This window comes from Anabaenopsis tanganyikae CS-531, assembly GCF_029891675.1.
Taxonomy (GTDB): domain Bacteria; phylum Cyanobacteriota; class Cyanobacteriia; order Cyanobacteriales; family Nostocaceae; genus Anabaenopsis; species Anabaenopsis arnoldii.
The window spans coordinates 1-25,252 of record NZ_JANQDF010000161.1 but is presented as its reverse complement, the minus strand read 5'-3'; the positions used below and the strand labels follow the sequence as shown (position 1 = coordinate 25,252).

Sequence of the window (25,252 nt, the reverse complement as noted above, 5' to 3'; positions counted from 1 at the left end):
TGATTAACCCTTTCTTGAAAGTTTAGGATATATCAAATGCCAATTGAAGTATCTAATATCAATTGTGCGATACCTGATGATAAGTTTTGCGCGCATTTTTCCCATGCCCAATAAATTCAGAAGACAAAGAAAGAAATTAAAATACTACATTAGAAGTTTACTACTGTTACTGCTGGTCGGCATACTGGCTTTGAGTGGATGCCAAAACCTCAGAAAAACAGATGTAGTTCATCTTACCTTATGGCAAGGTGTAAATCCCCCGCCTAATCGAGATGTTTTACAAAGACTTGTAGATAAATTTAATCAAACTCATCCCTATATTCACGTAGAATCTGTCTATGCAGGACAACAAGACCAGCAAATCCCCAAAATTTTAGCAGCAGTGGTGGGGAATGCTCCCCCAGACCTATTATGGTACAACCCCACTATTGCCGGTCAATTAGTGGAACTAGCAGGTTCCTTAATTCCTTTAGATGAGCAGCTGAATAATTCCCCAGTCAAAGGGGAAATTGAGCCGGCCTTGTTTGAATCCATGGAATACCAGGGTAAAATCTGGTCTGTACCCTTTGCAACTAATAATGTGGCTGTATATTACCGTCCCAGTTTGTTTACAGCCGCCGGAATTACCCAATTACCCAGAACTTGGGAAGAGTTTCGCCAAGTGGCGCAAAAATTAACCCGTGATACTAATGGCGATGGCCGCATAGACCAGTATGGGGTATTGTTGCCATTAGGCAAAGGTGAGTTTACGGTCTTCACCTGGTTACCATTTATGTGGAGTAGTGGCGGCGAATTAGTACCGCCAGACGTGCAAAAACCAGCAGCAGTAATGTTACAAGATAATCCAGGGGCGATCGCCGCCTTGCAATTTTGGCGTCATCTGATTGAAGATGGTTCTGCCATGTTATCCCCCCCAGAAAGAGGCTATGAAACAGGTAACTTAATTTCTGGTAAGGTAGCCATGCAGGTAACTGGTCCTTGGAGTCTAAAAGAATTTACTCAGAGCGGTGTTGATTTTGCCGTTTTTCCCATACCTATAAACAAACAACCAGCTACCAGCATCGGGGGTGAAAACCTATTCTTATTTAAAACCACACCAGAAAGGCAAAAAGCAGCTTTCATCTTTGCTGAGTATGCCATGAGTGCAGAATTTCAAACAGAATTAGCTTTGGGAACCGGTTATTTACCAATTAACCTGAAATCTCGCCAACAACCAGAATATCAAGCATTCCTCCAAACTAACCCATCTGTGCAGGTATTTTTAGATCAGGCCCGACATGGGCGATCGCGTCCCATCTTTCCCGGCTACAATCGGATATCCGATAGCCTAGGACGAGGAATAGAATCAGTACTACTGGGTCAAACCTCCCCAGAACAGGCCCTAAAAACCGCCCAACAGCGCCTAGACCTGATCTTTAACTGAAACCACCAAGCGTCAACATCTGTGGTTTGGACTGTGCGCCTAGTATATGCAACAAAATTCTACCAAGACCGAACCGCATAAAACGCCGACAATTTGGGAAAATAATAAAATAGAACACTACAAGACTGAAGTAATTTCCTGTAGGAAAATATGACTCATCCGTTCCTAGAACATCTGCATAGTCCCAACCGCCCAGTTATCGTCTTTGACGGTGCTATGGGAACCAACCTGCAAAGTCAAAACCTGACTGCGGAAGATTTCGGCGGTCCAGAATATGAAGGTTGTAACGAATACTTAGTTTACACCAACCCCGAAGCCGTCGCCAAAGTACACCGAGACTTTCTCGCCGCTGGCGCTGATGTCATTGAAACAGACACCTTTGGAGCCACATCCATTGTACTAGCAGAATATGACCTAGCACAGAAGACCTATGACTTAAATAAAACAGCCGTAGAAATAGCCAAGAGGGTCGCCGCTGAATTTTCCACCCCAGACAAACCGAGATTTGTCGCCGGTTCCATGGGACCCACAACCAAACTCCCCACCTTGGGACATATTGACTTTGACACCCTCAAAGCTAACTTCGCCGAACAAGCCGAAGCCCTCTTTGATGGTGGAGTTGATTTATTTCTGGTAGAAACTTGTCAAGACGTACTGCAAATCAAAGCAGCACTCAATGGTATTGAAGAAGTTTTTAGCAAAAAAGGTGAACGTCGCCCGCTCATGGTATCCGTTACCATGGAAAGCATGGGTACAATGCTAGTAGGTTCAGAAATCAGTGCTGTGCTGACCATATTAGCACCATATCCCATAGATATTCTGGGTTTGAACTGTGCCACAGGGCCAGACCTGATGAAACCACATATCAAGTATCTCTCAGAACATTCACCTTTTATCGTCTCCTGTATACCCAATGCCGGTTTACCTGAGAATATTGGTGGTAAAGCACACTACCGCCTCACACCGTTGGAATTACGCATGGCATTAATGCACTTTGTTGAAGATTTGGGTGTCCAAGTGATTGGGGGTTGCTGTGGGACACGTCCAGAACACATTCAACAATTAGCAGAAATTGCCCAAAACCTGAAGCCAAAAGTCAGACAGCATAGCCTAGAACCAGCCGCAGCATCAATTTATTCCACTCAGCCTTACGACCAAGATAATTCCTTCTTAATTGTCGGTGAACGTCTCAACGCCAGTGGTTCCAAAAAATGCCGTGATTTGCTCAATGGAGAGGACTGGGATGGACTAGTATCTATGGCTAGGGCCCAAGTCAAAGAGGGGGCACACATCCTTGATGTCAACGTCGATTATGTAGGACGTGACGGTGTGCGAGATATGCACGAACTGGTATCACGCATTGTCAATAATGTTACATTGCCCTTAATGCTCGACTCCACAGAATGGGAAAAAATGGAGGCGGGGTTAAAGGTAGCCGGTGGTAAGTGTTTACTCAACTCCACCAACTACGAAGATGGCGAACCACGTTTTTTAAAAGTGCTGGAGTTAGCTAAAAAGTACGGCGCTGGGGTAGTTATTGGTACTATCGATGAAGATGGGATGGCGCGGACAGCCCAGAAAAAGTTTCAAATTGCCCAACGTGCCTATCGTCAAGCTTTAGAATATGGTATACCTCCCACAGAGATATTCTTTGATACTTTGGCTTTACCTATTTCTACCGGGATTGAAGAAGACAGAGCCAACGGTAGGGCTACCATTGAATCAATTCGGCGGATTCGCCAAGAATTACCCGGCTGTCATGTAATCTTAGGTGTATCTAATATTTCCTTTGGTTTGAACCCAGCAGCCAGAGTTGTACTCAACTCCATGTTTTTACATGAAGCAATGACAGCTGGTATGGATGCAGCCATTGTCAGCCCTAACAAAATTTTACCTTTGTCTAAAATTGCAGACAACCATCAACAAGTTTGTCAGGACTTAATTTATGACCGGCGTAAATTTGAGGGTGATGTCTGCGTTTATGATCCTTTAGGAGAACTTACCACCTTATTTGAAGGGGTAACTACAAAGCGCGAAAAAGGTGTAGATGAAAGTCTCCCCATAGAAGAACGCCTCAAACGTCATATCATCGACGGCGAACGCATTGGTTTAGAAGCACAGCTCACAAAGGCTTTAGAACAATATCCGCCTCTGGAAATTATCAACACCTTTCTTCTAGATGGGATGAAAGTTGTGGGTGAGTTGTTCGGTTCTGGACAAATGCAATTACCTTTTGTTTTGCAGTCAGCGGAAACCATGAAAGCTGCGGTTGCATATCTAGAACCCTTCATGGAAAAGTCAGAATCTGGTAATAATGCTAAGGGCACCTTTATCATTGCCACGGTTAAAGGTGATGTCCATGATATTGGTAAAAACTTGGTAGATATTATCTTATCTAACAATGGCTACAAGGTCATTAACCTGGGTATTAAGCAACCGGTGGAAAATATCATCGAGGCTTACCAACAACACAAAGCTGATTGTATTGCTATGAGTGGGTTGTTAGTCAAGTCTACCGCTTTTATGAAGGATAACTTGGAGGCTTTCAACGAAAAGGGAATTACTGTTCCTGTAATTTTAGGTGGTGCGGCCTTAACTCCCAAGTTTGTGTATCAGGATTGCCAAAACACCTACAAGGGTAAGGTAATTTATGGTAAGGATGCTTTTGCTGATTTGCATTTCATGGATAAATTAATGCCAGCTAAAGCTGCTAATAATTGGGATGATTTCCAAGGATTTTTGGATGAGGTAGAAGCAGAACCAAAAATCACCACCTCCCCAGCACCTAGTACCCAGTCTCCCGCACCCAGTGATGCCCAACCTGTAACTATAGATACCCACCCATCTGAAGCTGTGGCGGTAGATATTCCCCGCCCCACACCGCCTTTTTGGGGAACTCAGTTATTACAACCTGCTGATATTCCCATTGAAGAAGTTTTGTGGTATTTAGATTTACAAGCTTTGATTGCTGGACAATGGCAATTCCGCAAGCCAAAGGAACAGTCTAAGGAGGAGTATCAGGAGTTTTTACAACAGAATGTTTCTCCGATTTTGGAGGGTTGGAAGGAAAGGATCATTACTGAGAAGTTGCTACATCCCCAGGTAATTTATGGGTATTTTCCCTGTCAGTCTCAGGGGAATACTTTGTATATTTATGATTCTCACCATCCAGAGTCAGAGGTAAGAGCCTGTTTTGAGTTCCCCAGACAGAAGTCTTTAAGGCGGTTGTGTATTGCTGATTTCTTTGCACCCAAAGAGTCGGGGGTAATTGATGTCTTCCCCATGCAGGCGGTAACTGTGGGAGAGATAGCCACGGAGTTCGCCCAAAAGTTATTTGCTGATAATAAGTACACAGATTATCTGTATTTTCACGGTTTAGCTGTGCAGGTGGCTGAGGCGTTGGCGGAATGGACTCACGCCAGAATTCGCCGGGAGTTGGGTTTTGGTGCTAATGAACCGGATAATATTCGGGATATTTTGGCACAGCGTTATCACGGTTCGCGGTATAGTTTCGGTTATCCCGCTTGTCCGAATATGCAGGATCAGTATAAGCAGCTGGAGTTGTTGGAGACCGACAGAATTAATCTGTATATGGATGAAAGTGAGCAAATTTATCCAGAACAGTCTACGACGGCGATTATTGCTTATCACCCTGTAGCTAAGTATTTCAGCGCCTAGTTATACTCCCCCCTTCCCAATGGGATGGGGGTAATTCAGGAATTGGCCTGATTTTAATAACACAGGTTTTAAAAGTATGCAAAAAATTAGATTCGTGGATTTATTTTCAGGGATAGGAGGAATTAGATTAGCCTTTGAACAAGCTGCTCATGGATTAAATATAGAAACCGAATGTGTTTTAAGTAGCGAAATCAATACAGATGCTCAACTAGTATATGCAAGAAATTTCAATCACCAGTCTTTAGGTGATATCCGAATTATAGATAAACTACCAGAACATGAAATATTATTAGCCGGGTTTCCTTGTCAATCATTTTCTTATGCTGGCAAAAAAGAAGGGTTTGGCGACACCAGAGGTACACTATTTTTTGAAATTACTAGATTGCTTGATACATATAAACCACAAGCTTTTATTTTTGAAAATGTTAGAGGTATTTATAGTCATGAACAAGGTAAAACTTTGGCAACGATAAAACACGAAATACAAAAAAGAGGTTACAGCTTTGATGCTTTTTTACTCAATAGTGCAAATTTCGGCTTACCCCAAAATCGAGTGCGGATTTATTTAATTGGCATTTTAAATGCTAATCCTGTATTTGATTTGATGTCGGATGTTGGACCAAAAGATTCTCATAGTTATAATGATAATCAGTTATCTTTATTTGATCAAACAAAAAAAAATGTGAGTGTTTGTGATATTTTAGAAGATAATCCTAACAGTAAATATGACTGTTCTCCAGAGTTTATTAATGCCTTAAAACGGATATTTAACCATGATTTAAATCGACTTCATGGTGTAAGGCTAATTGATTATAGAGGTGGTAAATCTATTCATTCTTGGGAGTTAGGTTTGCGTGGTGAATGTACTGTAGAAGAAATTGCATTGATGAACCGTTTTATCTTAAAAAGACGTAACAAAGAATTTGGTGACATACAAGACGGTAAACTACTGACTCAAGAACAAATAGCTAGTTTCTGTGATTATCCTAATTTGGCAGATGTTTTGAATTCACTAGTTACTAAGAAATATTTGAAACTGATTAATGGTAAATATAAACCTTTATCTGGTAATTTTTCATTTGAAGTTTATAAATTTTTAGATCCTAGGAAAATTTCTGTGACATTGGTTGCTAGTGATGCTAATAGATTAGGCGTTTATCATAATCAGCGAGTCCGACGAATAACTCCCCGTGAAGCAGCACGTTTACAGGGTTTTCCAGATAATTTTTTACTTCATCCCAATGATGATAAAGCTTACTATCAATTGGGAAATTCGGTAAGCATTAATGTAGTTAAGGCTGTCGCAGAACAAGTGTTGGTAAAAATGTTTTCTGGTTCTCAAGTAAAAATAGAAAAGACTCAGCAATTAGTTAGATAAGTAATTGTAGAACGGTGACTTTTATCTTAGCCGCTACAGCAACACCTGCATCTGTAAAGATGGCTACAATCCACTTATTTACTAAATCACCTTCTGATATTAAACCATATTGATCAATTGTCGCCAGCGATCGCATCCCAACTACCTTCAGGTAACTGGTAACAATACTCCTCAACTGGAAATACAGCCATCTGAGTGAGGTAAACTAGGGCAGGCAGGATGCCCACCCCACAAGATTTATGATATTAAGGTGTGTACTTTATTTATTTACTTGAAAACTGCTGTAAGTCAAATTGCTTAGGTGTTATGCTGTGCAGCAAGGCGGACAGCTTCTAGGTCAACATTAAGCTGTTGAGCAATCTGTTCTAGACTCATCCCTGTTTTTAGTAACAGTGGTACAGCTACTTTCAGTATTTGTTGACGACCTTCTTGGCGACCTTCTTGGCGACCCTCAGCTTTAGCTTCTTGATAGACTCTGGTTTGCTCTAAAGTCAGTCCGAGCATAGCTTCCACTTCCTCTCTACTTAACGAAGAAAACTTGTAAACAGCAATTGTGGTAATAATATCAATAATTTCTGTTTTTAGCCGTGCATCCTCTGACTCTAATTGTACTCGTTCAATTAATTTTTTTGCTTGGTCTGCCATCGTTTGCTCTGATGCGATGGTCAACTGCATTAAATTAATACCTATACGCTGCTGATTGGGATTACCTAATTCATCTAGATAAACTCGCTGTACTTGGTTGCTGTGGAAAAACAGACGATGAGTTTTTGTATCCCTTGGTTCTAAACTGCGGTCTGGGAAAATTACCACACAATACCAGTCATCGTATTCAGACTGATTGCGGTTTAAATACATCAGCAACTCAGTAAAGAAGCGATGGTAAAGACCTTCATCTCGTTGAAATTGCACTTCTGCAAATAAGATAATCCGGGGTTTTGCATCCTCTGGGGGTAAAAACACCCCATCTATACGAAAAGAGGTTTCTTTGACTTCAACTGACTCAAATCGATAATTCTGTGCTTGTTCAGGACGGTAATCAATCAGTTCAAAAATAACCGATGGAAATCGCTTAAAAATTTGGTAATAAATCGAGTCCCGTTTCATGAAAATATTTACATACTAGGATGGTTATAATCTTTGACACTGAGTAGAAAAACTGATGAGACCTTATCACCAAATCCCTATATTAGAATGCGGTGAACCACTTGCGGCAATTCCTTTGCAATTATTTGCAGTGGAATCTCCCCATCCTTATGAAAAATTGGGCGCACCCTATGGGGGATATTCTCCTTATTATTTGCGCGAAAGTGTGGTAAAAAATTTAATTCAAGCCCAAAATTATTTACAAGCAATTCATCCTGGTTGGTATATCCAGATTTTTGATGCTTATCGCCCTGTGGCTGTACAACAATTTATGGTAGATTACAGTTTTGCTCAAGCTTTACAACAGCAGGGATTAACTGAGGCTGAGTTATCACCACCACAACTACAAGCAGTTTGGGACTCGGTTTATGAAATTTGGGCGATACCCAGTTGGGATGAAAAAACTCCCCCTCCCCACAGTACGGGTGCTGCTGTAGATATAACACTGGTGGATGATAGGGGGGAAATAGTCGATATGGGTTCCCCTATTGATGAGTTGTCAGAGCGATCGCACCCGGACTACTATCTTGATAGTCACCACCCACAAGCCGCAACATATCACGCCCATCGGCAATTATTGTATAATGTGATGTTAAAAGCTGGATTTCAACGCAACCCTAGGGAATGGTGGCATTTTTCCTTGGGTGACCAGATGTGGGCTTGGTTGTATAATCAAAGTAATCCGGCTAATTCTTTCACAGCACGTTATGGCCGGAAAATATTTGACCCTTGAATAATCGACTTTTATTACAGCAAAAACTCCAAACTTCCCTAGAGGAGATACAAACTAAACGTAATCTCAGTTCTCCTCTGACTGATTTACAGCTAGGTGAAACCTTAGCTGCAGAAATTGCTCAATTAGCTACGGAACTAGAAAGTTATAATCCCCATCCCCAACCTCTCCTCAATGCTACTTCTGTGCTGAATGGGGGGTGGAAGTTGCTGTACTCCACAGCTAGAGAAATCCGTTCTTTAGATTCCCTCCCCCTAGGATTACAGTTAGGTCAAGTTTATCAGGTAATTGATGTTACCAACAAACGATTTTTTAACTTAGCTTTTGTGAAACATTCTTTGGGGTTAGTTTCTGGATATGTGAAAGTAACAGCTAGTTTTGCACCAGCAACAGAGCAACGCATCAACGTAGATTTTGATCAACGCTATCTATCCATTGAGAAGATTTTGGGTTTTGATACTCCCCAACTTAACCCGTTTAAAGTAGTTCCTGCTAACAATCCTCAAGGGAGAGTCCCTACTTTAGATATTACTTATTTAGATCAAAGTTTCCGCATTGGACGGGGAGGAGATGGTAGTTTATTTATTTTAAGTAAGGCTGAGGATCTAAGTCGAATTCTCAAGCATCTTGAGGATTAAGGTTAATCATTTTCCACGTGGTATATGTACCAATGGGACTCCACAACAAATAGGGTATCAATAATACTGCTGCAACTCTGTAAACAGGTAAAATTGCTACTGTCAAAATCAGACAGATGACAAAACCTGTACCACCAATAATCGTACCCACCCGCAGACTACGCAGCCAAAACATTACCGGTGTATAGGCGATGGTGACAATTTCTAATAGTAAGTATAAACCCATGAGTAACCAAGTTCGTCCCGTACCTGGATTACTTTCCCAGACTATATAAGCTGACCAACCACCACAAATAAATATTAAAGTCCAAATTACTGGAATTGCTCTCTCAAAGGTTAACCATCGCGGTCTACGTAAGCGCCTAAACCATTGTACGTCGCTGGGTGTAATTAAGTTAGATCCTAAAGCTATTAACAAAGCTACACCCCCTATAACCATCCAGGATCTGATCATCTCTTTTATCCTTTAGGATATTCAATATTGATAAATATTAACTGCAATTCTGCCTCTGGATGATTACATTCACTACAGCAGCAAATTATCATCTAGGATGGGGGTAGGGTGAAAAATATGGAACCAAATACAGAAGTGCGATCGCTAGCACCATCGCACCACAATAGAAATAGACAGCATAAAATCGCCACTCAAATTCGCCTCACAGGGTGGATTACCCTATGGGTACAATTAGCATTAGCCCTAGTTTGTACCTTATTGCTGTTATTTGCTTCTCCTGGGCGTGAATTTGCTCAACAACCGAACCCAGGCTTTGGAATTGGTGTATTCTGGGTTGTCACCTCAATTTTATTCTTATTATTCAGCATATTTTGGGATTTTCGTTACACCCGCATAGGTAGACGCTTAGACAATCCTAACCCCACTCTCCACCCCAGTAAAGTAGATACCACCAGAGCCATCCGCATGGGTGTAATGGTGGGTTTGGTGGGAATACTCCTGAGCATTTTAGGCGCTACTACAAGCGTGAGTGTCCTAGTAGCAAAAGCTGTATCCCAACCCCCAGGAGTAGCGATTACTGACCCTAACAAAATCATTCGCGCCCTGGATGTGTTTATAGTAGTCGCTAATATTAATGGTATTGCTGCTCATTTTGTTGGTACAGTTGCTTCCCTATGGCTACTGGAAAAAGTCCATCAACATTAGTATGGCAGCCCGTCCTGTCAGAACAACTACCTAGTACAATTAGGACTTGAACAAAGGGGAAAATATCCTCAAGTTTGATCTCAATCACCAAGCTATATTAGTTACTGAATACAGCACTTTCTACCTAGATAAAATACAGATATTAATTATAAAACTATTGTGGGGTGGGCATCCTGCCCGCTAAGAGTGTACCTCACCTAGATGAAATCCGCTGTATATAGTTCAGAATTAATGATACTCTAAATGGTAAAATGTTGGTGTAAATTGCTTATGGATAGGTTATAGTACCCATTCTCCACTCCAGAAATAATCAAACTACTGTCAGATTTATGCCATTTTCTGACATCAAACTGGCTGCAGGGGGTAGATTGGTGTTACTAGCGACCATGGAAGGATTGCAAGGGGTAGAACACAGGACCATGCTACCACGTGAATATTTAGTGCGCGTGGAAAAGGCTATTTCAGAAGAAGCAGTTTTTGAGGGTGCGGCTTGAATTTCCCGGATATGCTGCTTTGCTATACCCATTGGCAATCTGATAAACCAATTACCAGCTATTTTAGAGTATCCTCTCTATAAACATCAAGCCTATCGTTGAGTGATTAAATACCAAGTTTCCACTTATATTCTCTAACTACCCCCTAATTAGTGACCAATGAATGAACCATTAATTGAACTCAAGGGTATTTCTAAGTCCTTTGGTAGCAATAAAGTCTTAGATAATGTGGATTTGACAATTTATCGGGGGGAAGCCGTAGGGATTATTGGGCCTTCAGGAACTGGTAAATCAACGGTTTTAAGAATTATTGCGGGATTAATGGCTCCCGATAGCGGAGAAATTTACATTCAAGGGGTACGGCGAGATGGGTTAATTGAGGACAGTACTGATCCTATTGGTATTGGGATGGTGTTTCAACAGGCGGCTTTATTTGATTCCTTGACAGTAGATGAAAATGTCGGCTTTTTACTGTATCAACATTCCAAGATACCGCGATCGCGCATTCAAAAACTGGTTAAGGAAAAATTAGAAATGGTGGGTTTATCGGGAATCGGCCATCTCTACCCCTCTGAATTATCGGGGGGAATGCGAAAACGGGTCAGTTTTGCGCGAGCCATTATTTCTCATCCCGATCATCCCACCGACGGGCCACAAGTTTTACTATACGATGAACCCACCGCCGGACTTGACCCCATTGCTTCCACAGTCATCGAAGATTTAATTCGTCAGTTACAATTAACACAGGGTGTGTGTAGTACCTATGTGATTGTTACCCACCAAGATAGTACGATTCGCCGCACAACTGATAGATTGGTATTCCTTTATCAAGGTAAGGTGCAGTGGCAAGGTACAGTTAGTGATATAGATACCACAGACAACCCATTAATTAGACAATTTATCAGTGGGAGTGTACAAGGACCTATTCAGGTGGCTGGGTAGGTGCATGGAGGAAAATTATGCGAGATATCAGAACTAACAGCTTTGCGTCTAAGCGCACATTACGAGAAGGCTCGGTAGGGTTGCTCATCCTCATGGGTTTGGGAGCATTTGTGATGATTGTCCTCTGGTTGAATAGACTCACACCTGGAAAAAATTCATATAAATTCATAGTGGAATTTGCTAATGCTGGCGGTATGCAAAGAGGCGCACCAGTCCGTTATCGGGGTGTGAAAGTCGGTAATATTTCCCAAGTTCAAGCAGGGTCAAATGCTGTAGAGGTAGAAATTGAAATTGCTCCCGCTGACTTGATGATTTCCCGTGATGTGGTTATTGAAGCCAATCAGAGCGGGTTAATTAGTGAAAGTATTATTGATATTACACCCACAAAATCTCTACCTACTGGCGTGGCGATCGCTAAACCACTAGATGATAACTGTGATCAGACCCTAATAATTTGTAATGGTTCACGCTTACCAGGTAATATTGGTATCAGTATTGATGAACTAATTCGTAGCTCAACCAACTTAGCCACCACATACAATGACCCGCAATTTTATCAAAGACTCAATCAACTTTTAGAAAGCTCAACAGCAGCAGCTACCAGTATCGCAGCCCTAAGTGAAGATATGCGAAAATTAACTAAAACTTTTGAGGGACAAATAAGTACGTTTTCGGATACTGCCAACTCAGTACAACAAGCCACAAATCAACTGACTGCATCCGCTACTAAAACAGTAGATCAATTAGGTGTGACAGCAAGTGAATTTAGTTCTACAGCTAATCAAGCTAATCGGTTATTAAATAACCTAGATGAGCTAGTCACAAGCAACCGCAGTTCTTTAGTTGGTGCTTTAAATAATATTACTGAAACTAGCAACCAACTCCTAGTTACAGCCAATACCCTATCACCAGCGGTTAATCAATTAGCTGAAGGTGAATTACTCAAAAACTTAGAAAACCTTTCGGCCAATGCAGCCGAAGCCTCAGCTAATTTACGCGATGCTTCTCGAAACCTTAATGACCCTCAAAACCTTCTGCTCATCCAGCAAACCTTAGACTCAGCACGGGTAACTTTTGAAAATACCCAAAAAATTACATCAGACTTAGACGAGTTGACAGGTGATCCGGCTTTCCGGCAGAATCTCCTGCGGTTAGTCAATGGTTTAAGCGGGTTAGTGTCTTCTACACAACAGGTGCAGCAACAAGTTCAAGTAGCTACTACCTTAGACTCCCTCAAAACAGCCGCCAGCACACCTAATTTTGAAGTTTCTCCCCCACCCATTGTTAATTCAGCCATTCCCGCATCATCCCCAGAAAAGCTATTAAAGCAGCTGCGGAAGTATGGAGAACAAAGAAATGGAGAGGACTAATTCCAATCTTCCTCTGCTTTTTTGCCGCGACTTTGATAAATTCCCCCCAAATCATGAATTTGGCGAGTTTTATCAAAAAGTTCCGCCTCTGTCAAACCCCACTGCTGCATGACTTTATCCAGGTCTTTTTGAATGTCTCGCGCCCCGGGAAAGCCTTGATAACGAATTCTTAATCTGGCTAATTCTGCTAAATTGTAGTCTGTTGCCCCTTGAGCGAGTAAAATGTTAATAGAGGGGCGATCGCGGTTATAGAGGGGATGTTGTTGTTCTTTCTCACCGTGGGATTCTGACATGATTTATACCTTTGATGGAGTAACTACTTGATAGCAATTCTAGAGTTAAAAGTTGTTATATTCCCCCATAATTAATCATGACGGCAACCACACCTCACCTCATACGGGTCTCACTACTGCCATGCAAGTTTAAATAAAGATACATTATCTTTAAGAAAATACAAAAAAGTTTAAATGAGGGTGAATATATAGCTCACCCAACGCCCAAAGCAGCAAGGGAGCAAAAACCCATTATGTTTGAACACTTCACTTCCGAAGCCATTAAAGTAATTATGTTATCCCAGGAGGAAGCACGTCGCCTGGGGCACAATTTCGTAGGAACTGAACAAATTCTCCTGGGTCTAGTGGGAGAAGGGACTGGGGTTGCTGCTAAAGTATTAGCCGAATTGGGTGTGACTCTCAAGGAAGCACGTCGGGAAGTCGAAAAAATTATCGGGAGAGGTTCTGGTTTTGTACCGCCAGAAATTCCTTTTACCCCCAAGGTAAAAAGCTTATTCGAGCAATCCTTTCGAGAAGCCAATAGCCTGGGACATAACTACATTAATACTGAACACTTACTCTTGGGATTAACGGAGGCTGGGGAAGGTGTCGCCGCCAAAGTCCTACAAAATATCGGGGTTGATCTGAGAAATATCCGCACAAAGGTGATCCGGCGTTTGGGTGAAGGTGGAACTGTGTTCGCTAGCACAGGCGGTACTTCCCCCCGCAGCCAAAACCTCAGCTTGGAAGAATTTGGCAGAAACCTGACTAAATTAGCCCATGAGGGTAAGCTTGACCCCGTAGTTGGTCGAGAAAAAGAAATTGAGCGTACTATCCAAATTCTCGGTCGCCGTACTAAGAATAATCCTGTGTTGATCGGTGAACCTGGAGTTGGTAAAACGGCGATCGCCGAAGGTCTAGCTCAACGCATCGCCCATCAGGATGCTCCCGAAATTCTGCTAGACAAGCAAGTAATTAGTCTCGATATGGGGCTTTTAGTCTCTGGAACCCGTTTTAGGGGTGACTTTGAAGAACGCATCAAGAAGATTGTTGCAGAAGTCCGCTCCGCAGGGAATATCATTCTGGTAATTGACGAGGTTCACACCTTAGTTGGTGCTGGTGGTACAGAAGGCGGCTTAGATGCAGCCAATATCCTTAAACCAGCCTTAGCACGGGGTGAACTCCAGTGCATTGGTGCAACTACTCTCAATGAGTATCGTCAGCATATTGAGCGTGATGCAGCCTTAGAGCGTCGTTTCCAATCAGTGTTAGTAGGGGAACCCTCAGTACAAGAAACTATTGAGATTATCTACGGCTTGCGGGGAGCTTACGAGCAGCACCATAAAGTACATATATCTGATCAAGCTGTGGTGGCCGCCGCTGAGTTATCAGACCGTTACATCAGCGATCGCTTTTTACCAGACAAAGCCATTGACTTAATTGATGAAGCAGGTTCCCGCGTGCGGTTGCGTCACTCTCGCACCTCTACAAATAAAGAACTCAAGCAGCAATTAGTCGGTGTCACCAAAGCCAAAGAGGAAGCAGTTAGACTGCAAAATTTTGACAGAGCATCACAACTGCGCGACGAGGAAATCAAACTCGAAGCCGAACTGCACGATGTATCACAAACTGAGCAATTTATCAAGTCCCCCGTAGTAGATGAGGAAGACATTGCTCAAATTGTCGCCTCTTGGACGGGCGTACCAGTGAACAAACTCACCGAATCGGAGTCGGAGTTACTCTTACACCTAGAAGACACACTCCACGAGCGGTTAATTGGTCAAGAACAAGCAGTTACCGCCGTATCCCGTGCTATTCGTCGCGCCAGAGTAGGGTTAAAAAATCCCCATCGTCCCATTGCGAGTTTTATTTTCTCTGGACCGACAGGAGTGGGTAAAACAGAGTTAGCCAAATCCTTGGCCTCCTACTTCTTCGGGGCGGAAGAATCTTTGATTCGCCTAGATATGTCCGAATACATGGAGAGTCATACTGTTTCCAAGCTCATCGGCTCACCTCCAGGTTACGTGGGATACAACGAAGGCGGTCAACTCACAGAAGCCGTGCGCCGCAGACCTTACTCAGTGCTACTATTCGACGAAATCGAAAAAGCGCACCCCGATGTATTCAATATGCTGCTGCAAATCTTGGATGACGGACACCTCACAGACGCTAAAGGTCGGAAAGTGGACTTCAAGAATACCCTAATTATTCTTACTTCCAACATTGGCTCTAAGGTGATTGAAAAAGGTGGCGGTGGTTTAGGCTTTGACTTTGAGACTGAACAGGATGCTAACTATAACCGCATTCGTACCTTAGTTAATGAGGAACTAAAGGCTTACTTCCGTCCTGAATTTCTCAACCGCTTGGATGATATTATCGTCTTCACCCAACTGGCTAAAGATGAAGTCAAGCAAATTGCGGACATCATGCTCCGGGATGTTGCTACCCGCTTGACTGAAAAAGGCATTACTTTACAAGTCACAGACCGCTTTAAAGAGCGTGTAGTCCAAGAAGGCTATAGCCCCAGTTATGGCGCTAGACCCTTACGCCGAGCAATTATGCGCTTATTAGAAGATCCTCTGGCTGAAGCTATGCTTTCTGGTGAAATTACCGATGGAGTTACAGCGATCGCCGATATTGACGATGACAATCATGTAACCATACAAGGCTCAGAAAAGCGAGAGTTACTCTTGGCTAATGCTGGTTAAGACCTCAAAGGAATATTTTAATTCAGGATTTCCCCCGGTAATTATACCAGGGGATTTTTTTATTTACATTGATCTAGCAAACTTTTGAATCAAACTCAACAATCAAAGCATAAGTCAGATAAAATTGGATGGCTACAACCTCGGTTTAGTTTGGTATGAAAAATCTTGAAAGCTTAACCATCCACCAATTTCGAGGTTTACAGAACCTGGAATTACAGGATACAGGACAAATCAATATCCTTGTGGGAGTTAACAACGCCGGTAAAACTAGTGTACTAGAGGCAATCTCAACTTATTGTCGTCCTCTAAATTTATCTGAGTGGCTGTCAACAGCATCGCGGCGAGAAATATATCGTAGTAGTTCCAGGTTGGAAGCTCTCAAATGGTTATTTCCCCAGCAGAGATACACAAACCATACTCAGAATTACCAAGGAAAAATATTAATCTCTAGTACCGGTGATTTCCCAGTCACTAAATTAGAAGCAACCTACCAGGAACTTGAAGTAACATGGATATCCAAACAAACACTTGGTGATGACGAAATAAATGATAGAGATGAAAGTATAGAAGATGATTTTAGCAATCGACAAGGTGCAGAGCTGGAACTAATGGTTACTCCTGCTAGTTGTCAAACAGACTCGTGTCAGAATCAAGATGCAATTACCGCAAAGTTTCAAATATGGGACAATGATAGATTTATTCCTAAAGGAGGGCAAAAAAATTTAGCATTACCTGTTGCTACCATTACACCATTTTCTCATCGTGCAGAACGGTTTCAAATGCGGCTGCTTTCAGATGCTATCTTTCAAGATTTCAAGTCAGAGGTAATTAAATTACTTCAGTATATGGACTCGGGAATTATTGACCTTGAGCTTTTAGTTCCTCCAGGTCAAAGAATACCTCGTCCCAGTATATACATTAACCATAAACAAACAGGTATTTCACCAATTAGTGTTTTTGGTGATGGTGTGTCTCGGTTGCTAACCATGGCTTTAATGCTGGTCAAGGTCAAGGAAGGAATTTTGTTAATTGATGAATTAGGAACCGCCATTCATACTGAAGCACTACAGTTTTTCTTTAAGTGGTTGGTTAATTGGTCTCGGAAAATGAAAGTACAAATTTTCGCGACTACTCACAGCCTTGAAGTGATTGATGCGCTTTTAGTAGCAAATACTGACGATGATCAATTAGTAGTATATAGAATAGAACCCAATAATTCAGAGACTCATGCAGTTAGGTTGAATAAAACTATACTCAAAACACTTCGAGAGGAATTAGGACAGGAGGTTCGCTGGTGAGTCGGAAATATGCTCTGATCGGCGTTGAGGGACCCCATGATTTAGCATTTCTTAGCAAGGTTCTCAAGCTACTAAAATTCCAAGCATTTGATGGAAAAGAATCTAATTTAGACCCTTTCTGGGCAAAATTTAAACCAACTTATCCTAAAAAAGGGGGGAATTTGTATGAAAGGTTAGATATGCCAGCAATTTATTATACAGATAATCTCTCAGTTGCTATATATGCAGGTGGTGGAAGTAACCTAGCGAAACTTCTATTAGCTATTTTGGCAAATCATACCCCATATAAACAAGAAATTGTAGCATTTGGAATTATTGCCGATGCTGATCAAGATTCGCCAAATAAGATTGCTCAAGAATATAGTGGAAAATTCCAAGTATATTTTCCGCAATTTCCCACAGTAGGAGGAAAAGTAGATACAGATTACCCACGCACAGGTATTTATGTACTGCCAGATAACATAAAACAAGGTGTATTAGAAAATATCCTTCATAGTTGTGGCCATTCTGCTTATCCTGTCCACATGGAGAAAGCTGAGTCATATTTAGCTGAGTTTGATGCAGAACATAAGCTGGATTGGAAACCATTTGATCATCAAAAAGCTTTAATAGCTACAGTTGTCAGTGTCCTTAAACCAGGGAAAACTAATACAGTGAGTATTAAAGATAATAACTGGATTAGTGAAGACACTTGTAGTCAGGTTCCGGCTCTGGAAAAATTTGTAGAGTTTATCAAACAACTGTTAGACATATAAATATTAAGATAATTTGCATACTGACTCAGATGTGATCATACATCTATGAGTCAAGATTAAGCCAACGTAAACCTATCGAACAAAATATACCCCTTTCCAGATTATAATCTAGAAAGGGGCATTGCAAGCAGAAACAATAATCTGCTATTGGCTTTTCAAAACTCCCGGCTCTTGCTGTATGGGTAAAACATCTAAAATATCCGTTTGAGCGCAATATTTTAAATCTTCATGTGACTCCAAGCGTAACAACCTTTGACCATGACTAGCGTGGTGGAATAATCCTAATAAGTCATTTTGCCATTGTGCATAAAGAGCGATCGCACTAATTACTTCATCATTCCCAGCTAATTCGGCTGGTGAAATTTGGGACTGCGCCAAAACACTGTGAGCGATCGCCCCAGCACAAACTGTATCTTCTAAAGAAAAACTGCCTTCCCAACCAGAGCCGACAATCCACACAATCTCAGGTTGTTTTTCCAATAGGAACTTTACCACAGTCGCCCGATTAATCAAAGCGGCAGCAAGTACAATCGGAGAATCTTGTACACGTTGTAAAGCCCGAGTTCCATTAGTGGTACTGATAAATAAACGCCGTCCTTTAACTACTTCCGGTGTGCAATCAAGAGGGGAGTTACCTAATTCAAAACCAGTTACTTTCGCGCCGCCGCGTTCTCCGGCTCGGAGTCGTTTTTCTGGGGGCCAGTTTTCGCTGACCGCAATTAGTTGATCTAAATTACTGAAGGCTTGCACAGCTTCGCCTCCAGAAGCCAAAACAGTTGCTATTGTACTAGTAGCTCGCAAAACATCGACGACGATCGCGCAGTCGGGAGTTTTGTCGGTAGGAGTCAATTCAGGAGTGTGGTATATGAATAGCTTCACGCGGTGGATAAACCTGCTCTCAATACTATTGCCGAGATTACATTCTAATGGGTGTCATTTACCATGATCACAGTAAAAATCTGGGAATTTTTTATCGTCAGGCCAGAATATTTGTGATATGTGATTGCCAACTTGATGCCAAGAAACACAAATCAGGGTAATCTAAAAACATAATCAACCCCCTTCCTGACTTGGCAACATAGAGAGGGAATCTTTGTCATCCACTAGTCCCACCTCTCAAATTCGTGAGTAAATCAATATGGCACCTTTACCCGATTACCGCCCTAAACAATTATCTTTAGGACCCTTAGAAGCCGAAATTTTGAATATTATTTGGGAACTGGGTTCAGCTACAGTTAAGGATGTACACGATCGCATTCTCTTGGATCCTAACCGTGAATTAGCTTACACTTCTGTCACTACAGTTTTACGTCGCCTAACTGATAAGGGATGGCTCATATGCAACAAACAAGGGCGGGCGTTTTATTGGCAACCCCAGCTGACCAAGCAGCAAGCACAGGTAATTAAGGCTCACGAGCAGTTACAGCGATTTCTGGCTGTCGGTAATCCCGATGTCATCGCCGCCTTTGCTGATAGTCTGGATGAAGCCGCTAGCGACCAACTACAAGCCATCGCTAAACGCATTCAAGCCGCACGCCAAGCCAGGGAGGAACAATAATCATGCATCTGTTGATGATTTTGACTGCTTTCACAGTTGCTTGGAGTTTAAGAGTCTTTGGTAATCATCTCCAAGGTAGCTGGGATATCCGGTGGCGGCGATCGCTGTTTTTGTTTCTTTTTCCCCCATTGTTAATTTTTATGACGGCGATCGCTGTCTTATTCATGGGACCCCAAGGCAAAATGGGGGGCGCACATACTGGCTGGTTAAGTTATGAACTAGCATTAATTTATCTGGCTTTTTTTGCCATTGTATGCCTTACCCTAGGTTTCCAAGGTTGGCAATCTGTGGAGTCCGCCCGAAAATCTCCCTTAATTAATTTGCAGGGTAAACAAGTTAGATTATTGAATACAGACGCGCCCTTTGCTGGTCAAATTGGCTTTTGGCATCCAGAATTAGTAGTTAGTCAAGGATTACTGCAAACCCTCACCCCCGCCCATGTAGATAGTGTTTTAGCACACGAACAAGGACATTACCATTACCGCGACACATTTTGGTTTTTCTGGCTGGGTTGCATACGCGCTTGTACAAGTTGCTTACCTAATACAGATGTGTTATGGGAGGAACTCTTAGCCCTACGGGAATTACGGGCTGATAGTTACGCAGCCTCCCAGGTAGACCCTTTGCTTTTGGCAGAGTCATTACTAATGGTAGTAAGTAGCACCAGTGTATCCTCACCCATTTGCTGTGCAGCTTTAGGAGCTAATACAGGCAATCGCTTAGAACAAAGAATAGAGGCTTTATTATCACCACCAACACCCACACCAGAAATCAATTACCACTCCTGGAATGGGTTCATTTTAGCATTGATACCATTATTAACAGTGCTATTTCATAGCTAAAATTGCTCAAACACTCCAACAGCGCAGCTAAAACCTACTCAAGTTGTACAGGCTGCTAAATAGATATAGCAATTCTAAATGATTCATGAACAATTTCTGTTCCGGTGTTCCCTGATCCGGTGTTCCCTTTCCTCACTGATAATTTCTCAACTCAAATAGGATGACTATATCAATAATGATTAATTAGCAGCCTTTACCAACCCCCACCTACAAATATTAAAAAAAATCTGGGTTAACCTCCGAAGTTAGTAACCCCATAATTTGCAACTTATTATACTATATACCAAATCCGTAACAAGTCTTCTATGACCACTGCTCAAGCTTTAACAAACCTCTCTTTTCCCATTCTCACCACACCCATCAATGATATTTTTGTGGGAGTCAATGCTTTAGATACAACTCTAGATTTAAGTAATTACTTTGATGACCCTTATACAACTGGTCTAGTAGCTAATTTTCAGTTATCTAACCCATCCATAGGTAATGGAGTTATCAAAGTAGTCCTGTTTGACCAAGAAGGACTAGGCGCACCCAAAACAGTGCAAAACTTCCAGAACTATGTCAACAGTGGCAGTTATGAAAATACTATCATTCATCGTTCTAATCCTAACTTCGTCATCCAGGGTGGTGGGTTTACTGTCGATAATTTAAATCTGGGAATAGTTACCACCAATACACCGGTGGAAAATGAGTTTAGTCCACAGCGGTCTAATGTGCGGGGAACCATCGCTATGGCTAAACTAGGTAATAACCCCAACAGCGCCACCAGTCAATGGTTTTTCAACTTAGAGGATAATTCCAGTAATCTTAACAATCAAAATGGTGGTTTTACAGTCTTTGGTCAAGTCTCTTCTAGCAATGACTTAAATACAATTGATGCGATCGCCGCAGTGCCAGTTTATAACGCTAGTGGAATTCACCCTGCCTGGAGTGATCTTCCTCTCATTGTAGATGACCCAGCACAACCTGAGATTAACAGGGACGATAATTTTATCCGTTATAGTAACATTACAATTCTACAAGAAGAAGAAATAGAGTATACCATAGTTAGCAACTCCCGACCCGATTTAGTCACTGCTAACATTAACGGACAGCAACTTTTACTCGATTATCTTCCAGAGCAAACTGGGAAAGCAGATATTTCCCTTCGTGGGACTAACTTGTTTGGTGAGTTTGTAGAATATGAATTTTCTGTCACAGTGTTACCCAATTCTCAAAGCGTAACTCTAGCGATCGCCCCCACCAACGCCTTACAACCAGAAGGGAACGAAGGACTCACCCCCTTTACCTTCACAGTCACCCGCACAGGGGATACATCTAACACCAGTACTGCCATCTGGGCGGTTACAGGTACAGGTGAAAACCCTGCTAATACAGAAGACTTTGGCGGAACCCTCCCCACGGGTACAGTCACCTTTGCTGCTGGGGAAACATCTCAAGTAATTACAGTCAATGTCAGTGGTGATACGGAAGTAGAACAGGATGAGACCTTTACCGTTAGCCTCTCTAACCCTAGCAACGGGATAATTACCACCGACACAACTACGGGGACAATTCAAAATGATGATACACCACCAGTGGAGAGCGATCGCCAACAAATCACATCATTAGACAATTTAACTGTTAGCCCTGGTGGTAATGTATCGATTCCCTTATTCTACAACACCTCCACAGGTGATAATACTCACACTGGTATTAGTTTACGGCTGCATTATAACTCTAATGAACTAACCTTCCAAGATGTAGAAAACCTCTTTGATAAGGATCTATTTGTCAACGTAGACAACCTAGCTGATAGTGGGGACTTTGACAACAACCCGAATACTGACAAGTTTATCCAATTTGGTTATGCTGACTCTGAAGGTAACTGGCCTAACCAAACCCTACCGTTAAAGTTAGGGGACTTTAACTTTACCACCAGTGGTAACTTTGCCGGAACTCAACTTAATGTGACTTCCGATAATTTAGCCCCTGGTTATAACCTAGAAGCAGACCCGATTTTTGTAGGTAAGCAAGCATGGAATCTGGATATTGACGGGAATGGAGAAATTAAAGCACTTTCTGATGGGATTATGATAGTGCGCCATCTGTTTGGTACTTTCCCCGGTGAGAGATTAACCGAAGGTGCGATCGCCCCTAACGCTACTCGCAACCTAGGAGAAATTCAAGCCTACTTACAACAAGGAGTAGATAACCAATACCTAGATGTTGACGGGAATGGAGAAATTAAAGCTCTTTCCGACGGGATTATGATAGTACGCCATCTGTTTGGTACTTTCCCCGGTGAGAAATTAATTGAAGGTGCGATATCGCCTGATGCTACCAGGGATTTAACCCAGATACAAGCATATTTAACTCAGTTTAGCACCGTAGTATAGAACTAATTTCTGGTTTGATTGATACTTATCTCAGATTAAACACCGAATTAAAACAAGCCAACTTAGTTGAAGAGCAACAAATCATAGACATTGTTACCAGTTGGATGGAAAGTTGTTTTATAACCTTTAAAAAGGGATAATTATTATCTTAATAAACAGGTAACAATTGTCGGTGATGTCAAACTGCGATCTGCTCAGTGCAGCAGCGCTTATGCGATCGCATCCCGTCAAGATAATCAGATACATAATCTTCGGTGTCACACAGATCCCCGACTTCTGGACAAATTATATGAGATTATTCCAATTATGTAAGAAGTCGGGGATCTGACTCACATGCGATCTGCTAAAGCAGCAGCGTTTCGCTATCGCCGTTGTAGGTGGGGTGAGGGTATCACTCGGATACCCCGTGCGATCGCACATAAACCTCATACTCTTATATCTTTATATGTAAATCATGGTATGAAAAGATTTAAATTATATAAATTACTCTAAACAAGTTACATAAAAACATTGCTTAAAAGACCAACATCTTAGTTTAGGAGAGCTTGGGAGAAAATATTATGACAACTAATATGATCAGCCGCATCGGCGGTTACGATACCCCTGGCGATGCTATGGGTGTAGAGGTAGTGGGGAACTACGCCTATGTGGCTGATCGGTATGCAGGATTGCAAATCATCGATATCAGCAACCCCGCTAACCCCGCCCGCACCGGCGGTTACGATACCTATGGACGGGCTTTGGAGGTAGAAGTAGTGGGGAACTACGCCTATGTCGCTGATTATGATGGGGGATTGCAAATAATAGATATCAGTGACCCCGCTAACCCCACCCGCATCGGCGGTTACGATACCTCTAATAACCAAGCTAGGGGTGTACAAGTGGTGGGGAACTACGCCTATGTGGCTGATAGTCGGTTAGGATTGCAAATAATAGATATCAGCAACCCGGCTAGCCCCACCCTCACCGGCCGTTACAGGGAGAATTGGAGCGATGCTAGGGATGTAGCAGTAGTGGGGAACTACGCCTATGTCGCTTTTGAATATGGAGGATTGGAAATAATAGATATCAGCAACCCTGCAAACCCCAACCGCACGGGGGGTTACAATCCCCCTGGTAATGATCGGGGTGTACAAGTAGTGGGGAACTACGCCTATGTGGCTACTTATTTTGGAGGATTGCACATAATAGATATCAGCAACCCCGCTAACCCCACCCGCACCGGCGCTTACGATACCTCTGGTCTTGCTACGGATGTACAAGTAGTGGGGAACTACGCCTATGTGGCTGATGGGGATGCAGGATTGCAAATCATCGATGTGAGTCAGTTTACTCAATCCCCAACTAATCAACCATCCATAGGGATAATCGCCCCCACCAACGCCATACAGTTAGAAGGTAACTCAGGTACTACCCCCTTTACCTTCACAGTCACCCGCACAGGGGATACATCTAACACCAGCACTGCTAACTGGGCGGTTACAGGTACAGGAACCAACCCCGCCAACGCAGCAGACTTTGGGGGAACCATCCCCACAGGTACGGTCACCTTTGCTGCTGGGGTAACATCCCAAGTAATTACAGTCAATGTACAAGGTGATACGGTAGTAGAACAGGATGAGACCTTTACTGTCACCCTATCTAACCCCAGCAACGCCACTATTACCACCGCTACTGCTACGGGAACTATTAGGAATGATGATGCGAGTCTCGCCATTGCAGCTACCAACGCAGTCAGAGGAGAAGGAAACACCGGAACTACCCCCTTCACCTTCACAGTCACCCGCACAGGAAATACCACAGGTATCAGCACTGCTAACTGGGCGGTTACAGGTACAGGAACCAACCCCGCCAACGCAGCGGACTTTGGGGGAACCATCCCCACAGGTACGGTCACCTTTGCTGCTGGGGAAATATCTCAAATAATTACAGTCAATGTCAGTGGTGATACGGTAGTAGAACTAGAGGAAACCTTTACCGTTACCCTCTCTAACCCTAGTAACGCCACCATTACCACTGCTGCTGCTACGGGGACAATTAGGAATGATGATACACCACCAGTGGAGGGCGATCGCCAACAAATTACATCATTAGATAATTTAACTGCTACCCCTGGCGGTGATGTATCTATTCCCTTATTCTACAACACTTCCACAGGTGACAACACCGTCACGGGTATTAGTCTGCGGTTGCACTACAATTCTGATGAACTGAGCTTCCAAAGTGTAGAAAACCTCTTCAGTAATAATCTATTTATTCCCCTATCAGACCGAGATGATACGAGTGACTTTGACAACGACCCGAATACTAACAAGTTTATCCAATTTGGCTATACTGAGTTTGCTGGTAACTGGCCTAACCAAACCCTACCGTTAAAGTTAGCGGATTTCAACTTTACCACCACTGGTAACTTTACTGAAACTCAACTTAATCTTAGTTCCGATAATTTAGCCCCTGGTTATAGCCTAGAAGCAGACCCG

22 protein-coding genes are annotated in these 25,252 nt (G+C 42.5%); 17 read left to right on the top strand and 5 right to left on the bottom strand.

Annotated features, from left to right (window positions below; all coding sequences use genetic code 11):
- Positions 1-103: 103 nt before the first annotated feature.
- The 3 genes from NWP22_RS15505 (at position 104) to dcm (ending at position 6,479) form a co-directional block, all read left to right on the top strand.
- Entirely contained in the window at positions 104-1,423 is a 1,320-nt protein-coding gene (locus NWP22_RS15505; RefSeq protein ID WP_271734310.1) for an ABC transporter substrate-binding protein, read from the top strand.
- A gap of 150 nt (positions 1,424-1,573) precedes the next feature.
- Positions 1,574-5,101, top strand: a complete 3,528-nt coding sequence (gene metH / locus NWP22_RS15500) for a methionine synthase (RefSeq protein ID WP_280802088.1) — start codon at positions 1,574-1,576, stop codon at positions 5,099-5,101.
- Between the two features lie 76 nt (positions 5,102-5,177).
- Entirely contained in the window at positions 5,178-6,479 is a 1,302-nt protein-coding gene (gene dcm / locus NWP22_RS15495) for a DNA (cytosine-5-)-methyltransferase (RefSeq protein WP_280802087.1), read from the top strand.
- On the opposite strand, the gene NWP22_RS15490 is transcribed toward dcm, so the two are convergent.
- Both NWP22_RS15490 and NWP22_RS15485 read right to left on the bottom strand, forming a co-directional pair.
- Positions 6,472-6,654, bottom strand: a complete 183-nt coding sequence (locus NWP22_RS15490; protein ID WP_271734313.1) for a hypothetical protein — start codon at positions 6,652-6,654, stop codon at positions 6,472-6,474. The genes dcm and NWP22_RS15490 overlap by 8 nt on opposite strands.
- 122 nt (positions 6,655-6,776) lie before the next feature.
- Positions 6,777-7,586: an Rpn family recombination-promoting nuclease/putative transposase gene (locus tag NWP22_RS15485; protein WP_280802086.1), complete on the bottom strand. Its 810-nt coding sequence runs from the start codon at positions 7,584-7,586 to the stop codon at positions 6,777-6,779.
- 55 nt (positions 7,587-7,641) lie between these two features.
- Between NWP22_RS15485 and NWP22_RS15480 the strand changes: the two genes are divergently transcribed.
- On the top strand, positions 7,642-8,358 hold the full coding sequence (locus NWP22_RS15480) for a M15 family metallopeptidase (protein ID WP_271734315.1): 717 nt from the start codon (positions 7,642-7,644) through the stop codon (positions 8,356-8,358).
- A complete protein-coding gene (locus NWP22_RS15475) occupies positions 8,355-8,996 on the top strand; it encodes a PAP/fibrillin family protein (protein WP_271734316.1) in 642 nt (213 codons plus the stop codon). The genes NWP22_RS15480 and NWP22_RS15475 overlap by 4 nt, the downstream gene beginning before the upstream one ends.
- On the opposite strand, the gene NWP22_RS15470 is transcribed toward NWP22_RS15475, so the two are convergent.
- Positions 8,977-9,450: a TspO/MBR family protein gene (locus tag NWP22_RS15470; RefSeq protein WP_271734317.1), complete on the bottom strand. Its 474-nt coding sequence runs from the start codon at positions 9,448-9,450 to the stop codon at positions 8,977-8,979. The two genes, NWP22_RS15475 and NWP22_RS15470, sit on opposite strands and share 20 nt — an antisense overlap.
- A 117-nt stretch (positions 9,451-9,567) precedes the next feature.
- Between NWP22_RS15470 and NWP22_RS15465 the strand changes: the two genes are divergently transcribed.
- The 4 genes from NWP22_RS15465 to NWP22_RS15450 all read left to right on the top strand — a co-directional run bounded on the left by NWP22_RS15465 (position 9,568) and on the right by NWP22_RS15450 (position 12,961).
- Positions 9,568-10,155 carry a DUF3611 family protein gene (locus NWP22_RS15465; RefSeq protein ID WP_271734318.1) on the top strand — a complete coding sequence of 196 codons (588 nt, stop codon included), beginning with the start codon at positions 9,568-9,570 and terminating at the stop codon, positions 10,153-10,155.
- Positions 10,156-10,484: 329 nt separating this feature from the next.
- Positions 10,485-10,649: a hypothetical protein gene (locus tag NWP22_RS15460; protein ID WP_271734319.1), complete on the top strand. Its 165-nt coding sequence runs from the start codon at positions 10,485-10,487 to the stop codon at positions 10,647-10,649.
- 159 nt (positions 10,650-10,808) lie between these two features.
- Entirely contained in the window at positions 10,809-11,591 is a 783-nt protein-coding gene (locus NWP22_RS15455) for an ABC transporter ATP-binding protein (protein ID WP_271734320.1), read from the top strand.
- Positions 11,592-11,608: 17 nt separating this feature from the next.
- On the top strand, positions 11,609-12,961 hold the full coding sequence (locus tag NWP22_RS15450; protein WP_271734321.1) for an MlaD family protein: 1,353 nt from the start codon (positions 11,609-11,611) through the stop codon (positions 12,959-12,961).
- Here the strand turns inward: NWP22_RS15450 and NWP22_RS15445 are convergent.
- Positions 12,958-13,254 carry a DUF3288 family protein gene (locus NWP22_RS15445; RefSeq protein WP_271734322.1) on the bottom strand — a complete coding sequence of 99 codons (297 nt, stop codon included), beginning with the start codon at positions 13,252-13,254 and terminating at the stop codon, positions 12,958-12,960. The genes NWP22_RS15450 and NWP22_RS15445 overlap by 4 nt on opposite strands.
- 233 nt (positions 13,255-13,487) lie before the next feature.
- On the opposite strand from NWP22_RS15445, the gene NWP22_RS15440 reads away from it, so the two are divergent.
- From NWP22_RS15440 to NWP22_RS15430, 3 genes are all read left to right on the top strand, one after another.
- The gene (locus NWP22_RS15440; protein ID WP_271734323.1) at positions 13,488-15,941 is read left to right on the top strand and encodes an ATP-dependent Clp protease ATP-binding subunit; all 2,454 of its coding nucleotides are present in this window, start codon (positions 13,488-13,490) and stop codon (positions 15,939-15,941) included.
- Positions 15,942-16,096: 155 nt separating this feature from the next.
- A complete protein-coding gene (locus NWP22_RS15435) occupies positions 16,097-17,239 on the top strand; it encodes an AAA family ATPase (RefSeq protein ID WP_280802085.1) in 1,143 nt (380 codons plus the stop codon).
- Positions 17,236-17,994, top strand: coding sequence for a DUF3226 domain-containing protein (locus tag NWP22_RS15430; RefSeq protein WP_342393882.1), 759 nt, complete (start codon positions 17,236-17,238; stop codon positions 17,992-17,994). The genes NWP22_RS15435 and NWP22_RS15430 overlap by 4 nt, the downstream gene beginning before the upstream one ends.
- Before the next feature lie 144 nt (positions 17,995-18,138).
- Here NWP22_RS15430 and NWP22_RS15425 read toward each other — a convergent pair whose 3' ends face one another.
- A complete protein-coding gene (locus tag NWP22_RS15425; protein ID WP_280802083.1) occupies positions 18,139-18,873 on the bottom strand; it encodes a 2-phosphosulfolactate phosphatase family protein in 735 nt (244 codons plus the stop codon).
- A gap of 259 nt (positions 18,874-19,132) precedes the next feature.
- Between NWP22_RS15425 and NWP22_RS15420 the strand changes: the two genes are divergently transcribed.
- From NWP22_RS15420 to NWP22_RS15400, 5 genes are all read left to right on the top strand, one after another.
- Positions 19,133-19,552: a BlaI/MecI/CopY family transcriptional regulator gene (locus tag NWP22_RS15420; RefSeq protein ID WP_271734328.1), complete on the top strand. Its 420-nt coding sequence runs from the start codon at positions 19,133-19,135 to the stop codon at positions 19,550-19,552.
- A 2-nt stretch (positions 19,553-19,554) separates the two neighbouring features.
- Complete coding sequence (locus tag NWP22_RS15415; RefSeq protein WP_280802082.1) at positions 19,555-20,394, top strand: M56 family metallopeptidase; 840 nt, start codon at positions 19,555-19,557, stop codon at positions 20,392-20,394.
- Between the two features lie 305 nt (positions 20,395-20,699).
- Positions 20,700-22,772: a peptidylprolyl isomerase gene (locus NWP22_RS15410; RefSeq protein WP_280802081.1), complete on the top strand. Its 2,073-nt coding sequence runs from the start codon at positions 20,700-20,702 to the stop codon at positions 22,770-22,772.
- A 333-nt stretch (positions 22,773-23,105) separates the two neighbouring features.
- Positions 23,106-23,264: a hypothetical protein gene (locus tag NWP22_RS15405; RefSeq protein ID WP_280802080.1), complete on the top strand. Its 159-nt coding sequence runs from the start codon at positions 23,106-23,108 to the stop codon at positions 23,262-23,264.
- A 68-nt stretch (positions 23,265-23,332) separates the two neighbouring features.
- On the top strand, positions 23,333-25,252 hold a 1,920-nt coding region (locus tag NWP22_RS15400; RefSeq protein WP_280802079.1), incomplete at its 3' end, for a Calx-beta domain-containing protein.

Excerpts from the sequence above, each read along its gene's own strand:
- NWP22_RS15505 (WP_271734310.1), top strand. The coding sequence starts at position 104 with ATGCCCAATAAATTCAGAAGACAAAGAAAGAAATTAAAATACTACATT.
- metH (WP_280802088.1), top strand. The coding sequence starts at position 1,574 with ATGACTCATCCGTTCCTAGAACATCTGCATAGTCCCAACCGCCCAGTT.
- dcm (WP_280802087.1), top strand. The coding sequence starts at position 5,178 with ATGCAAAAAATTAGATTCGTGGATTTATTTTCAGGGATAGGAGGAATT.
- NWP22_RS15485 (WP_280802086.1), bottom strand. The coding sequence starts at position 7,586 with ATGAAACGGGACTCGATTTATTACCAAATTTTTAAGCGATTTCCATCG.
- NWP22_RS15480 (WP_271734315.1), top strand. The coding sequence starts at position 7,642 with ATGAGACCTTATCACCAAATCCCTATATTAGAATGCGGTGAACCACTT.
- NWP22_RS15470 (WP_271734317.1), bottom strand. The coding sequence starts at position 9,450 with ATGATCAGATCCTGGATGGTTATAGGGGGTGTAGCTTTGTTAATAGCT.
- NWP22_RS15465 (WP_271734318.1), top strand. The coding sequence starts at position 9,568 with ATGGAACCAAATACAGAAGTGCGATCGCTAGCACCATCGCACCACAAT.
- NWP22_RS15460 (WP_271734319.1), top strand. The coding sequence starts at position 10,485 with ATGCCATTTTCTGACATCAAACTGGCTGCAGGGGGTAGATTGGTGTTA.
- NWP22_RS15455 (WP_271734320.1), top strand. The coding sequence starts at position 10,809 with ATGAATGAACCATTAATTGAACTCAAGGGTATTTCTAAGTCCTTTGGT.
- NWP22_RS15450 (WP_271734321.1), top strand. The coding sequence starts at position 11,609 with ATGCGAGATATCAGAACTAACAGCTTTGCGTCTAAGCGCACATTACGA.
- NWP22_RS15445 (WP_271734322.1), bottom strand. The coding sequence starts at position 13,254 with ATGTCAGAATCCCACGGTGAGAAAGAACAACAACATCCCCTCTATAAC.
- NWP22_RS15440 (WP_271734323.1), top strand. The coding sequence starts at position 13,488 with ATGTTTGAACACTTCACTTCCGAAGCCATTAAAGTAATTATGTTATCC.
- NWP22_RS15435 (WP_280802085.1), top strand. The coding sequence starts at position 16,097 with ATGAAAAATCTTGAAAGCTTAACCATCCACCAATTTCGAGGTTTACAG.
- NWP22_RS15420 (WP_271734328.1), top strand. The coding sequence starts at position 19,133 with ATGGCACCTTTACCCGATTACCGCCCTAAACAATTATCTTTAGGACCC.
- NWP22_RS15415 (WP_280802082.1), top strand. The coding sequence starts at position 19,555 with ATGCATCTGTTGATGATTTTGACTGCTTTCACAGTTGCTTGGAGTTTA.
- NWP22_RS15410 (WP_280802081.1), top strand. The coding sequence starts at position 20,700 with ATGACCACTGCTCAAGCTTTAACAAACCTCTCTTTTCCCATTCTCACC.
- NWP22_RS15405 (WP_280802080.1), top strand. The coding sequence starts at position 23,106 with ATGCGATCTGCTAAAGCAGCAGCGTTTCGCTATCGCCGTTGTAGGTGG.